At 39.3% G+C, this 13,481-nt stretch carries 12 protein-coding genes and 1 tRNA gene; 1 reads left to right on the top strand and 12 read right to left on the bottom strand.

Annotation, left to right across the window (positions count from 1 at the left end):
* The 10 genes from NZ900_02565 to glmU all read right to left on the bottom strand — a co-directional run.
* Positions 1–1,642: HDIG domain-containing protein (locus tag NZ900_02565; protein MCS7232978.1), on the bottom strand; the 1,642-nt coding region annotated here is incomplete at its 3' end.
* Entirely contained in the window at positions 1,611–2,561 is a 951-nt protein-coding gene (locus tag NZ900_02570) for a PhoH family protein (protein ID MCS7232979.1), read from the bottom strand. The genes NZ900_02565 and NZ900_02570, both read right to left, overlap by 32 nt.
* A gap of 69 nt (positions 2,562–2,630) precedes the next feature.
* A complete protein-coding gene (locus tag NZ900_02575; GenBank protein ID MCS7232980.1) occupies positions 2,631–2,864 on the bottom strand; it encodes a NifU family protein in 234 nt (77 codons plus the stop codon).
* 15 nt (positions 2,865–2,879) lie between these two features.
* A complete protein-coding gene (locus tag NZ900_02580; GenBank protein ID MCS7232981.1) occupies positions 2,880–4,277 on the bottom strand; it encodes an oxaloacetate decarboxylase subunit alpha in 1,398 nt (465 codons plus the stop codon).
* Between the two features lies 1 nt (position 4,278).
* Positions 4,279–5,055, bottom strand: a complete 777-nt coding sequence (mazG, locus tag NZ900_02585) for a nucleoside triphosphate pyrophosphohydrolase (protein MCS7232982.1) — start codon at positions 5,053–5,055, stop codon at positions 4,279–4,281.
* Positions 5,019–7,802 carry a transcription-repair coupling factor gene (gene mfd / locus NZ900_02590; GenBank protein MCS7232983.1) on the bottom strand — a complete coding sequence of 928 codons (2,784 nt, stop codon included), beginning with the start codon at positions 7,800–7,802 and terminating at the stop codon, positions 5,019–5,021. The genes mazG and mfd overlap by 37 nt, the downstream gene beginning before the upstream one ends.
* Complete coding sequence (gene pth / locus NZ900_02595; protein ID MCS7232984.1) at positions 7,795–8,367, bottom strand: aminoacyl-tRNA hydrolase; 573 nt, start codon at positions 8,365–8,367, stop codon at positions 7,795–7,797. The genes mfd and pth overlap by 8 nt, the downstream gene beginning before the upstream one ends.
* Positions 8,368–8,376: 9 nt before the next feature.
* A complete protein-coding gene (locus NZ900_02600; GenBank protein ID MCS7232985.1) occupies positions 8,377–9,030 on the bottom strand; it encodes a 50S ribosomal protein L25/general stress protein Ctc in 654 nt (217 codons plus the stop codon).
* 2 nt (positions 9,031–9,032) lie between these two features.
* Positions 9,033–10,013: a ribose-phosphate pyrophosphokinase gene (locus NZ900_02605; GenBank protein ID MCS7232986.1), complete on the bottom strand. Its 981-nt coding sequence runs from the start codon at positions 10,011–10,013 to the stop codon at positions 9,033–9,035.
* On the bottom strand, positions 10,006–11,385 hold the full coding sequence (glmU, locus tag NZ900_02610) for a bifunctional UDP-N-acetylglucosamine diphosphorylase/glucosamine-1-phosphate N-acetyltransferase GlmU (protein ID MCS7232987.1): 1,380 nt from the start codon (positions 11,383–11,385) through the stop codon (positions 10,006–10,008). Before glmU ends, NZ900_02605 begins: the two co-directional genes overlap by 8 nt.
* A 256-nt stretch (positions 11,386–11,641) precedes the next feature.
* On the opposite strand from glmU, the gene NZ900_02615 reads away from it, so the two are divergent.
* Positions 11,642–11,729, top strand: a tRNA-Leu gene (locus NZ900_02615).
* 49 nt (positions 11,730–11,778) lie between these two features.
* On the opposite strand, the gene NZ900_02620 is transcribed toward NZ900_02615, so the two are convergent.
* Together NZ900_02620 and NZ900_02625 are read right to left on the bottom strand one after the other, a co-directional pair.
* Positions 11,779–12,468, bottom strand: coding sequence for a metal-dependent hydrolase (locus NZ900_02620; protein ID MCS7232988.1), 690 nt, complete (start codon positions 12,466–12,468; stop codon positions 11,779–11,781).
* Positions 12,469–12,471: 3 nt separating this feature from the next.
* Positions 12,472–13,476, bottom strand: coding sequence for a hypothetical protein (locus NZ900_02625; protein ID MCS7232989.1), 1,005 nt, complete (start codon positions 13,474–13,476; stop codon positions 12,472–12,474).
* Between the last annotated feature and the right edge of the window lie 5 nt (positions 13,477–13,481).

Below are 13,481 nucleotides of genomic sequence, written 5' to 3' on the forward strand. Positions count from 1 at the left end.
GATAGAAGTAAGATACTACCGTTGTCCCATGATGCTGAACAATTATATCAATTACAGCTTGAGGAAGCTTATACTCTCTAGCTAACTCTACACTATCTTTAACATGAGAAACGATAACAAGCATACTTAAGCTTGGTTTTATCTTAGCATGGTAATTTTCCTTGTCCATTTGATTTTCTACAAAAAGGTGAGGTCTTTTAAGCTTACCTATATCATGGTAATAAGAGCCAACACGAGCTAACAAGGCATCTGCACCTATCTCTTCAGCTGCAGCCTCAGCAAGATTAGCAACCAATAAACTATGATGGTAAGTTCCTGCAGCCTCCACTTGGAGTCTCTTCAACAAAGGATGAGAGGGATCCGCTAATTCAAGAAGCTTTAGCGGAGAAAGCAATCCAAAGAAGCTTTCTAAATAAGGTAAACTGCCAGCTACAATTATACTTGAACCGATACCATTTAAAAAGCCAAGCAAAGCATTAATAAGCAAATTTCTTACAGGAAGATTTATAAATAACCCCACAGAGGTTAAAGCTAAAACATTAATAACCCCCATTAAAAGACCAGCCCTTATTAAGGTTCCTCTCTGCCTTATCTTCTTCAATTCTCTCACAGCAAAGGTTCCTCCAAATACCCCAAGAGTAAGAGGTATAAACCCTGCTCCCCTAAAAAGGCTTACCGCAAAAGCCAATATCCAAGTTGCGAATATAGCAAATCTCGGACAAATTAAGATAGAGTAGGATAAAGGGATAATTCCTATGGGGATTAACGCAGGAGAAAGAGGTATTAAAACCTTAGCTGAGAGGAACAAAGTAATAATTGAAAAAAGAAGGAACAAGAGCAAACCTGTACTCTTCAACTTACTGTAATACCATTCCCTTATATACAGAAAAATAAGCCAAGCTATAAACGAGGAGATTACGCCTAATCCAACCAGCCTCAGTAATACCTTTTCCTTAGAAAAACCAAGAGCTTCTAAAATCAAAATATGCTCTCTCTTTAGGGGCTCTCCTTTGCGAACTACCACTTCACCACGATGGACCTTCATCACAATTGGCCTTATACCCATCATTACAAGCTGTTTCTGCTTCTCTGTCTCAGCAACATCTAATACCACATTCGGCTTAAGCTCGCCTAACAAAATTTCCTTTAGCTTAGAAACTTCCTCACTCTTAAGTCCCGCTTCTTCAGCAAAGCCCAAAACGGTTTCAACTGTACCTATAAGGTTTTCCTGATTTATACCTTTATCATATTCTTCTTTTAATACGTTTAATATAAGCTCTCTCGCTTTAGGGATAGATAACTCAATTGAAAGAAGCTTTTCTTCTATCCTCCCTAAAGCACCTTTAGCTATATTATCATCTTTCACAAAAACACCCTTTATTCTTGCAGCTGCCCTCTCTCTCAGCCTCTTCGTTTCTTCTTCATCTATTACCTCTACATCTTTATAGGCTACTATATCATAAGGAGCCTTTTCGCCAATCCTGACAGAAAAGCGCAAGGTAGATACCCAATCCCATGAGAGCATTAATAAGATAGCTGCTCCTATCCCACCAAATATTAACGCTATAGTTAGCTTTTCTTTAAGAAACTTTAGTACCCCCGCTTTACTACTACTGTTGCCGTTGCCTTTCTCTCGACCCATTATCCCTTCTCAATTCATACTCCTCGTAAGCCTTCACTATCTTCTGAACAAGTTCATGCCTGACTACATCTTGCTCAGTAAGATAAACGAAAGCGATCCCCCCTATACCAACCAGTATTTCCCTAACTTCTAAAAGACCGGATCTCTTATTGGGAAGATCTATCTGAGTAATGTCTCCAGTAATTACCATTTTAGAGCCAAAACCAAGCCTCGTCAAAAACATCTTCATTTGTTCAGGCGTTGCATTCTGAGCCTCATCAAGAATGACGAAAGCATCGTTCAACGTTCTACCTCTCATGTAGGCTAAGGGAGCTATTTCTATTGCGCCACTTTCCAAAAGCTTTTGGAATTTATCTGCATCAAGCATTTCATAAAGGGCATCATATAACGGCCTTAAATAAGGTTCTATCTTTTCCCTTAAATCACCGGGAAGAAAACCAAGCTTCTCTCCCGCCTCAACCGCAGGCCTTACAAGTATTATCCTGCCTACTTTCCTATTCTGAAGATAGGAAACAGCTAAAGCTACCGCAAGGTAGGTTTTCCCAGTTCCAGCAGGCCCTATAGCGAAAGTTATATCATTTTCCATAACGGCCTCTACATACTTCTTCTGCCCTAAAGTCTTAGGTTTTATTACCTTGCCTCTAACAGTAACATGAATAACATCGTCATAGAGCTCCCCTAACTTTAAATCCCTACCTTGCTTAAGCATCTTAACACTATATTTTAGCTCTTTAAGGCTTATCGGATGCCCCTTTTTAGCTATTTCCATCATCTCTTGAAAGAGAATCCCTGCTTTTTTAACAGACTCCTCATCGCTTCCCACCATTACAAGCTCATTACCTCTCGGCAGTATTCTTACATTGAAACTCTTTTCAACAAACTTCAAATTTTCATCTTCCTTACCAGCCACATTTATCATCACCGCATGGTCATCCGCCCAAAACCTTAACTCTAACTTAGGATTACCCACTCTTTAAAAATCACCCCCCTAAACAGACTCAACACGAGTTACCTCTGGAACATGCTTTTTTATAGTAGACTCTACCATAGCTTTTAGGGTAAACTGTGCAAATGGACACCTACCACATTGACCTGCTAACTTGACCTTAACGGTGCCATCTTCCTCAATACCTACAAGTTCAGCTTTACCGCCTTCCATTGCTAAATAAGGATTAACCAACTTCTCAAGAACCTCCCTTACCTTACTTTCAAGATTCGCCATAGTATAAACCTCCCTTTAAACAGGATAAGCATACTCATCAACGGGCTTCTCAAAGCCCAGATCCACCATGAACTTCCTCACATATTTTCTCCTGAGGAAATCAAGGGCAATTTGAGGAAAGAGAGCATAAGTTAAAACATCCTCAGGCTCAACTGCTAAAATACCCAATTCTTCCCTACATTTATCCAACATAGGTTCAAGAAGATCCGCAGGCCTACAAGTTATGGGCTCCTCATCACCTATGATCTTCTTTTTAATTTCCGGATCAATCGGTGCTGGAGGCCTACCATAAAACCCCCTTACATAATCCCTTACCTCCTTAGGAACGATCTTATACCTCTCCCCTAAAAGAACATTAAGCGTGGCCTGAGTTCCTACAAGCTGACTCGTTGGAGTAACTAAAGGAGGATAGCCAAGCTCCCTTCTTACCCTTGGAACCTCCTCAAGGACAGCCTTAAGTTTGTCCAAAGCCTTCTGTTCCTTAAGTTGGCTTATAAAATTAGTATACATCCCTCCTGGTATCTGATATAGCAATACGTTAACATCTACAGTAAAATCGGCAAGCTTATCTTTATGAAACTCCCTCACTTTCTTAAAATATTCTGATATATCAATTAAGGATTTAAGCTCTATTCCCGTGTCATATCCCATTTCTTTCAAGACATAAACCATTGTCTCCGTAGGAGGATGAGATGTACCCATTGCAAAGGGAGACATAGCTGTATCTATAACATCAGCACCCGCCTCAACAGCCTTAAGCAAAGCCATAGATGCCATGCCGCTTGTATAGTGAGAGTGAACTTGAACCGGGATATTATATCTTTCCTTTATCGATTTAACAAGTTCATAAGCAATCTTAGGTGAAAGCAAACCTGACATGTCCTTTATAGCAATAGAATCTGCCCCTAGCTCAACCATATCTCTAACCATATCTAAATATTTCTCAATAGTATGAACCGGAGAAACCGTATAACTTATAGCAAGCTGAGCGTGAGCCCCCTCCTTCTTAACGGCATCAACTGCTACTTCCATATTCCTAACATCATTTAAAGCATCAAATATTCTAAATATGTCTATACCATTCATAACAGCCCTCTTAACAAATTCCCTAACTACATCATCCGGGTAATGCCTATAACCAACTACATTTTGACCTCTCAATAGCATTTGTAAAGGCGTTCGCTTAAATCTCTTTTTAAGTTCTCTTAACCTTTCCCATGGATCCTCATCTAAGAACCTTATACATGTATCAAAAGTAGCTCCGCCCCATACCTCCACTGAGTGGAAACCAACTTCATCCATAGCCTCAGCTATAGGTAGCATATCCTCTAGCCTCATCCTTGTAGCTATAAGAGATTGATGACCATCCCTTAAAGTCAAATCGGTTATTCCTATCCTCCTACTTCCTAACATACTACTGCACCTCCCTTTTCTTGGCCTCTTCCCACCAAGATTCCATCTCTTCAAGGCTAAAAGATGAGAGAGGCCTATTTTTCTCACGGGCTTTCTCTTCGATATATAAAAACCTTTTTCTGAACTTCTCATTTACAGCATGAAGTACTAACTCAGGGTTAGCACCTATAAATCTCGCTAAATTAACTATTGCAAAAAGCAAATCCCCCACTTCTTCCTCCATTTTCTTTAAATCCTTTTTAGAATAAGCCTCCTTGAACTCTTCCCACTCCTCTTCAATCTTCTTCATAACATCTTCAGTCTTATCCCAATCAAACCCGACCCTTCGCGCTCTTTCCTGAAGTTCATAGGCTCTCAATAAAGCAGGTATATGCAAGGGAACCCCATCAAGAATAGACCTCTTACTTTTCTCCTCCCTTTTCATCCTTTCCCAATTCAAAAGAACCTCATCAGAATCTTTGAAACTTTCACTTCCAAAAACATGCGGATGTCTTCTTATGAGCTTTTCATTTATCCCCTTTATAACATCTTCTATATCAAATAACCCCTTTTCTTTAGCTATCTGAGCCTGGAAAACCACTTGAAGAAGAAGGTCCCCAAGCTCTTCCTTTAACAAAACATAATCTTCCCTCTTTACAGCATCCACAACCTCATAAGCCTCTTCAAGAACATAGGAAAGGAGGCTTTCAAAGGTCTGCTTCTTGTCCCAAGGACATCCATTCTCACCACGGAGCTTCTCCATTATATCGACGAGACGCTCAAATTCCTTCCCTGCCATTTTTCCCTCATCTCCTTGAGCTCAATTAAAATTTTATTTAACAGCTTTTCTACGCTAAAGAAAGCCATTAAATTTTTCTCAAAACGCATATTAAAGCAAGAAAAACCTAGAGAGGAAAAGTAAGCTTGAATTTCGCCTCTTTTACCCCATATGATAGGATGAAGATGTATAGAAAGCTTGCCATTCTTATAATATATTTCAGAAACACCAGCCTCTTCTGCAATGACCTTAAACCTAACCGTTTTTAAAAGATTAACTATGGGAGCTGGTATATCCCCAAATCTTTCTTTAAATTCAAATTCAAGATCGTCAACCTCTTCAAGTCTTTTTACGTTTACAAGCTTTCTATAATAATATAATCTCTCCTCTTCATCATCTATATATTCTGACGGAATATAAGCATCAAGCCCAAGATCAACTCTAGCAGATAAGACTTTTGGAAGATCTCCCTTAAGAGAAGCTATCGTTTCCTCAAGCATCTTACAATATAGATGAAAGCCAACAGAATTCACAAATCCATGCTGTTCTGGTCCAAGTATGTTACCTACACCCCTTATCTGCATATCCCTTAAGGCGAGCTTAAAGGAAGAGCCAAGCTCTCCAAACTCCCTTATAGCTTCTAGTCTTTCTCTACCAGCATCAGTAAGCCCGCTTTCATCCTCATACAAGAAGTAGGCGTAAGCCTGCCTATTCCCTCTACCGACCCTTCCCCTAAGCTGATAAAGTTGAGACAATCCAAGATTCTCAGCCTGATGGACTATTATCGTATTGGCTGAAGGGATATCAATACCATTTTCTATAATAGTAGTACACACTAGAAGATTAATTTCACCAGATATAAAGCTTACCATCACCCTCTCAAGCTCATCCTCGCTCATCTTACCATGAGCAATCCCTAACCTAACCTCTGGAACAAGCTTTGATATTTTATCAGCAAAGCTATAAATATCCTCAACTCTATTATGAACCAGAAAGACCTGTCCTCCCCTTTGGATCTCTCTAATTATAGCACTTCTTACAAGATTGTAATCCCATTTACCTACATAAATTTCCACATTTTTTCTACCTGACGGAGGAGTATTTATAACGCTTATGTCTTTAGCCCCGCTTAACGCTAAGTAAAGAGTTCTTGGAATCGGCGTAGCCGTCATAGTCAAAACATCTACATCTACTCTTAACCTCTTAAGCTTTTCCTTCTGCATTACACCAAACTTTTGTTCTTCATCTATTATCACTAAACCAAGATCCTTAAAGGAAATGTTATCGCTCAGAAGCATATGAGTCCCTACGACAATATCTATCATTCCCTTCTTAATCCCTTCTATCACTTCAGCTTGTTCTTTAGAAGTCAAAAACCTCGTAAGCATAGCCACCTTAATAGGAAAGCCCTCCATTCGTTTCTGCAAATTCATATAGTGCTGAAAAGCAAGAACCGTAGTAGGACATAAAAAAGCAACTTGTTTTCCATCCATTACCGCCTTAAAGGCCGCTCTAAAAGCTACCTCTGTTTTTCCGTATCCCACATCACCGCATATTAATCTATCCATCGGGCGAGGAGATTCCATATCCCTTTTGACTTCCTCTATAGCCTTTAATTGATCAGGCGTTTCGTCAAATTCGAATCTCGCTTCAAACTCCTTTTGCCAATTAGAATCCTTAGAAAAAGCATACCCCGTCAGAACGCTTCTTAGAGCATATATCCTAAGAAGCTCCTTTGCAACTTCCTCAACATTTTTTTTAACTCTGTTTTTAACAACCGTCCATGAACCCTTTTTAAGACTATCTAAAGAAGGTTCTCCTCCACCAATATAGGGAGAAACCTTATCTATGCTTACCGATGGCACATAAAGCTTTTCCCCCTTATCATATTCAATAAGCAAATATTCTCCCTCAACACCATCTACCCTTATTCTTACTATCCCCCTAAATATACCTATTCCATAATCCTCGTGAACAACATAATCCCCCTCTTTAAAGGATAATTCCCTCTCTAAAAAGGTGGGAATATAAGGATTCCAAGGAATGTTAAGCGCGGAATCCAGCTCTTCCCTGTAAAGAAAGAGGAAAGGAATCCTAACATCCTTGGAGAAAGATACCCCTACATCATCTACATATACCCAGATAACTAAAGAATCTCTCGGCAAAATATCCCAAAAAGCTCCATCCCCTTGAGAATGAGGGGGAACTATCTCTATACTGTCAATTCTCCTAAAGGAAGGTTTTGCATCTATATCCTCGAGCACGCCTATATAGTCAATCTCATCTCCATAGAGAGAAATAACCACTATATCATCCCTAACCCTTATCTCTATAACATCTCCTCTAAGATTAAATTCACCAGCAGAAAGGGGAGGTTCGCTCCTCCTATAACCCATTCGCCTCAAAGAAGACAGAAGCTCTGAATACCCTATCCTTTGCCCTAAACTAATACGAAAGACCTCTTTACACAGAAAGCTCCTTGAAAGAGCTAAATTAATGGGAAGAATAGCTATAAAGTTTCTCCCTAAGGAAAATAAATCCTGATGAGAGTTTATCTTATAAACACTTCCTCCAAATGAAGAAACCAAGCTATCCTCAACACCAGAAAGGGAGGCATCTTCACCCAAAACCACACATATATTCTCCCAAGGATTATTAAAAAGCTTTTTAACTATATACCACAAGCCTCCCTTTCTGACCTTACCAACTTTAGCAAACCTTTTATTTATGAGCTCCTCTTTTAACCTATCTATAAAAGATTTATTCATTCTCCTCAAAAATCTCCTTAGAATTATAAAGAGACATTGCTTTATCTATGCCTTCAGCTAATATTAGCTCTATAGCGTCAGTCGCTCTTCTTAATATAAATGGAAGGAGCTTCATTTCCTTATCTGTAAACTCACTTAAAACGTAATACTCATAACCGCTTGGCGGAGGAGGTCCTATCCCTAAGCGCAGTCGGGGGATCTCCTCTGTTCCTAAAGTAGAAATTATAGATTCCATTCCCTTATGACCCCCTGCCCCGCCTAGCTTCCTTATTCTTATAACTCCAAAGGGAAGATAAAGATCATCATATATAACTAAAACATCATGCGGCGAGACCTTGTATTTTGAAATAATCTCCTTTAAGGCCTCGCCGCTTCTATTCATATATGTCATAGGCTTAACAAGAAGAACGCCATTGTCTTTTCTACCAGTCAAAGCTTTACACTCGTAGCGATCTACCTTAAGATCCCACCTCCCTGCTAAAAAATCTATCACCCTAAAACCAAAATTATGCCTTGTAAACTCGTATTTTGGTCCCGGATTTCCCAAGCCTACAACCAACCGCAAAAGAAGCTATCACTCCTCCTCTTCTTCCTCTTTCTTCTTCCTCTTAGAGGCTATTTCTGGTTCAGCCACCTCAGCAGGAGCTGCTTCTTCAACCACTTCCTCAACAGGCTCAGATATAACCACAACGGTTGTCTCTGGGTCTTCCAAAACCTTAACCCCTTCTGGAAGCTGGAGGTCCTCAACATGAATAGATTCACCCATTTCAAGATTAGTCACATCAACCTCTATTCTATCAGGTATATTTCTTGGCAAACACTCAACCTCAACGCTCCACAAATATTGCTCAAGTATGCCACCCATCTTAACTCCCTTACAAACTTCCTTCCCTACTATCACTATCGGAACTTCAACAGTAATAGCCTTACCTTTTTCAAGTTCGAGAAAATCCACATGAATAACTTCATCCGTAATAGGATCAACTTGAATATCCTTAACCAAAACATCGCATTCTTTACCATCATCAAGCTTCATAGTATACACAGTATGCTCAATATCTCTTTCTGATATGTTTCTTATAACTTCTCCTCTCTGAAGCTTAATAGGTAAAGCGCCAAGACTACCTCCGTAAAGGATAGCAGGAATATATCCCTCCCGCCTCAGCTTTTTTGATTCTCCCTTACCTATTTTCTCTCTAATTGAAGCTCTAAGTTCAGATATCTTCATTATTATTCTCCCTCCCGCTTAAAAAGCATACTTACCGAAAGATTATAATGTATTCTCCTAATGGCCTCAGCAAACAAAGAGGCTATAGACTTTATTTTTATTTTATCTATTCTCTTTTCAGGAGGCAAAGGAATAGTATCTGTTAAAAGAACCTCCTTTGTAGGAGAGTTACTCAATCTCTCTATGGCATTCCCCGAAAGAACACCATGTGTGGCACATGCATAAACCTCTTTTGCCCCCCTCTCAAGAATAGCTTTAGCAGCATTAACTATAGTCCCAGCAGTGTCTATTATATCATCAACTATAATAGCCACTTTCCCCTCAACATCACCCACTATATCCATAACCTCTGAAACATTAGGTATCTCCCTTGGCCTCCTTTTATCAACTATTGCTATAGCCGATCTTAAATGCTCCGCAAAATGCCTTGCCCTAACCACACCACCCACATCAGGTGAAACAACCACTATATCATCTCTATGACCAAGCTTATCTAAAAAATAATCAGCAAGAAGAGGTATAGCGGTAAGGTGATCTAAGGGGATATCAAAAAAACCCTGAATCTGACCGGCATGAAGATCACAAGTTAAAACTCTATCAGCACCAGCAGTAGTTATAAGATTGGCAACAAGCTTAGCAGTTATCGGCTCCCTTCCTTGGGTTTTTCTATCTTGACGAGCGTAACCATAATAAGGAATTACAGCAGTAATTCTTGCAGCAGAAGCCCTTTTTAAAGCATCAAGCATTATAAGCAATTCCATAAGATTTTTATCTCCTGGATAACAAGTGGGTTGAATTACAAACACATCAGCGCCTCTAACATTTTCCTCAATTCTGACATAAAGCTCTCCGTCACTAAAACGCGATATTTTAGCGCTTGAGAGCTTTATACCTAATGCTGAAGCTATAGACTCCGCAAGCGCAGGATTTGCCGTACCAGAAAAAATCTTTAAGCTACCTTCAGAGCGAAACCCATCAACCATCTTTCTTTTCCTCCCCTCTGCGCCTTCTCTTAGCCCAACCCTCTATATTAACCTGTTTAGCTCTAGCAACTGCAAGACTATCAGGAGGAACATCCTTAGTGATAACAGAGCCTGCACCTATTATAGCACCCTTACCCACCTTAACAGGTGCAACCAACATAGTATCGCTACCTATAAAAACATCATCCTCTATATAGGTTGGATTTTTCTTAAAACCATCGTAATTACAAGTTATAGTACCCGCTCCTACATTAACCCGTTCCCCTATACTGGCATCACCTATGTAAGAAAGATGAGGAACCTTGCTTTTCTTACCTATAAAGCTTTTCTTGACCTCCACAAATTTCCCAACATAAGCCTCCTCATCTAACACGGTCTCCGGCCTTAAGTAAGCAAATGGTCCCACTTCACAACCGTTTCCTATTCTACTCTCTTCTATAACTACATTTTCTCTTATCCTAACATCATTACCTATAAAACTATTTAATATTCTAACATTGGGACCTATAATACATCTTTCCCCTATAATGCTGTTTCCTTCTATAAAGACCATTGGATATATTATTGTATCCATACCTATCTTAGCATCAGGCGAAACGAAGGTATTTTCAGGATCAAGGAAGGTAACCCCACACTCAAGCATCAACCTATAATTTATCCTTCTCCTAAACTCTCTATCGGCCTGAGCTAAAGTCTTTCTATCATTTATTCCCATAACCTCAAAGCTATCTTCGATCTGAAAAGTTCCAACCTTCAAAGAAGACTCAATAGCAATCTTAATTAGATCAGGCAGATAATATTCACTTTGCGCATTATTATCACTCAACTTAAAGATATTTTCTCTTAAAAACCTCACATTAAAACAATATACTCCTCCATTAACCTCCGTTATCCTTTTCTCCTCAGAAGTAGCATCTTTTTCCTCAACTATCTTAATCAGATTTCCATTTCCATCTCTTACCACTCTTCCATATCCCGAAGGGTCATCTAAAACCACCGTTACAAGCGTTATAGAGTTTTTATTTTCGAAATGAGCATCTAAGAGTCCCTTAATAGTAGAGGAAGAAATAAAAGGAACATCCCCTGGAAGGACAACTAAATTTTCATACTTATCCCAAAAATCTTTAGCTACCTTAACAGCATCTCCGGTACCCCTTTGAATAGGTTGCTCTATGTAGTATATACCTTCCCCCACTTCCTTCTTAACAAGCTCACCATTAAAACCTACTACTATACCTATATCCGAAGCAAATGGCTTAATCGCATCCAAAATATATAAAATCATGGGCTTTCCACAAATCCTATGCAGAACCTTAGGAATAGAAGACTTCATTCTTTTACCTTTACCAGCCGCTAGTATCAAAAAAGCCATTTTACTCATGAGTTTAATTATAACACAATTTTAAGAGAAACGCTTCTCAAAATAAGAAAAAGGCTCAAAAGACTCCCATTAACCACTATTGATATTTTCCCTTAAAGCAGCTTCTTCCAATAAAAACGTATAAAGATAACCGGGATTAACCGAAATAGCCATGAATGTAGAAGATCTGTCTACCCCGTATATTTTTCTTTTTGAGTAATATCGGCTTGAAAATTGAGATCAAAGGTTATATAATATATGGCAGCAAGCCGGAGTGGTGGAATTGGAAGACACGCTGTCTTGAGGGGGCAGTGGGTTTTACACCCGTGCGGGTTCAAATCCCGCCTCCGGCACCATAAGCTTAAAATAAAAGCTCCCACCCTGAAGGGGTGGGAGCTTTTATTTTTATAAACTCACCTCTTCCCCAGGATTTAAAACTATAGGAGTAACACCCATAGCTTCAACTTTTTTAGCAAATTCCTTTGGATCTGCCTTAATCAGAGGCCAAGTATTATAATGCATTGGTATAACCTTCCGGGGCTTTATTATGCTAACAGCCCTTAAAGCATCATCCATATCCATCGTAAAATTGCCGCCTATGGGAAGCAGCGCTAAATCTATATTTTCATCCTTGAGTAACATCATATCAGCTATAAGACCTGTATCTCCAGCGTGATATATCTTTTTCCCTTCAACAAAAATCAAAAAGCCGCAGGGATTACCTCCGTATAAAACCTTATCTCCCTCAACTATACCAGAACCATGAGAAGCTGGGAATAGTTTAACCCTTCCAAAGGGAAAATAAGCGCTTCCTCCAACATGCATAGGATGAACCTTAACGCCTTTAGATGAACAAAAGTTGGCTAATTCAAAAACGGAAACTATTGTAGCTCCAGTTCTTTTAGCTATATCTATAGCGTCGCCAAGATGATCTCCATGCCCATGGGTCACAAATATATAGTTTATATCCTTAAAGTCTTCCGGCTTGGCCGAAGCCTGAGGATTATTAGTTAAAAATGGATCAATTAGCGCCTTAAGACCTTCTCCCTCTAAATAAAATGCAGCATGACCTAGAAACTTAACCTTTACCGTCATCCCTTAAAACACCTCCTGTTTTATAAAAGGTAGCAATATCTTAACATACTTTAGCCCTCTTAAAGCAACATCATCCCTGCCAGTCAGTTCTTTAAAAAAGCGCCAATCTTTGTCCCCTTCAAACTTAACCATGACTAAACTTCTTCTTAAAAGGAGCTCCTCCCAGTCAGGCTTTTCTAAAGCATATGGATCCCAATTAGGCAGGATAACACCACTAAACAGAGGAAAGGTACCAGGATCAGGATCAACTATCATCCACTGCGTTAGGTTCCATGCAACTTTAATCATTTCAGGACTTAAAGAGTGCCTATAAGGTATTATTTGAAAGCCTCCTATCTCTCCTAAAGAGGAAGTGGAAATACATATAACTCCTGGATGATTAGCTCTTATCCTACCTACCCCAGTATATTCGCTTCCTACAAATCTTCCAACACCCTCCACTGGCTTTATAACCTTACCAATAATTTTCTCCTCCCCAGAAAGGTAACAAGCTATAATATTACCTCCAACCTTATTTTCAAAAATGATTTCTACAATCTCGCTTTTCTCCTCAAAAACCCTTATCTCTAATAACTTAGGGATCCCCTCAGAAGGATGAAAAATAACATCGCTTCCAACAAATGGAGAATATCCCCCACCAAATATACTTTTCTGAGGTAAAATATCAGTCACAATCGAGCTTCTTGAGCGTGCTCCCGAAGAAAAGGCCTCTTTTGGAAGCACGCTCAAAATACCCTCTTTTTTCATAATATGTATTGCATTAACAGCAGAAGCCACAACACTATTAAGTTTACCCCATTGAGATGCAGTAAAAGGTTTTTCATTAAAGGCAATGGCGGGAGAAGCTATCCTCCCACACTCAATCCATTTCCCATTCTCTAAAACCTTTACTCTACCATCATACTCATTTTCAATAAATATACTAAATGAAAGAGCATAACTACTTGTAGATATTAAAAGTATAACAAAAACTAATATAGGAAAACCTAACTCCTTCCTCCTTATCAAAAATA

This window comes from Synergistota bacterium, assembly GCA_025060595.1.
Lineage (GTDB): Bacteria > Synergistota > GBS-1 > GBS-1 > GBS-1 > 42-11.

What these genes read in the sequence shown, in the direction of transcription:
- NZ900_02570 (MCS7232979.1), bottom strand. Translation starts at nt 2,561, where the DNA reads ATGATAAATGTGGCTGGTAAGGAAGATGAAAATTTGAAGTTTGTTGAA.
- NZ900_02575 (MCS7232980.1), bottom strand. Translation starts at nt 2,864, where the DNA reads ATGGCGAATCTTGAAAGTAAGGTAAGGGAGGTTCTTGAGAAGTTGGTT.
- NZ900_02580 (MCS7232981.1), bottom strand. Translation starts at nt 4,277, where the DNA reads ATGTTAGGAAGTAGGAGGATAGGAATAACCGATTTGACTTTAAGGGAT.
- mazG (MCS7232982.1), bottom strand. Translation starts at nt 5,055, where the DNA reads ATGGCAGGGAAGGAATTTGAGCGTCTCGTCGATATAATGGAGAAGCTC.
- mfd (MCS7232983.1), bottom strand. Translation starts at nt 7,802, where the DNA reads ATGAATAAATCTTTTATAGATAGGTTAAAAGAGGAGCTCATAAATAAA.
- NZ900_02600 (MCS7232985.1), bottom strand. Translation starts at nt 9,030, where the DNA reads ATGAAGATATCTGAACTTAGAGCTTCAATTAGAGAGAAAATAGGTAAG.
- NZ900_02605 (MCS7232986.1), bottom strand. Translation starts at nt 10,013, where the DNA reads ATGGTTGATGGGTTTCGCTCTGAAGGTAGCTTAAAGATTTTTTCTGGT.
- glmU (MCS7232987.1), bottom strand. Translation starts at nt 11,385, where the DNA reads ATGGCTTTTTTGATACTAGCGGCTGGTAAAGGTAAAAGAATGAAGTCT.
- NZ900_02620 (MCS7232988.1), bottom strand. Translation starts at nt 12,468, where the DNA reads ATGACGGTAAAGGTTAAGTTTCTAGGTCATGCTGCATTTTATTTAGAG.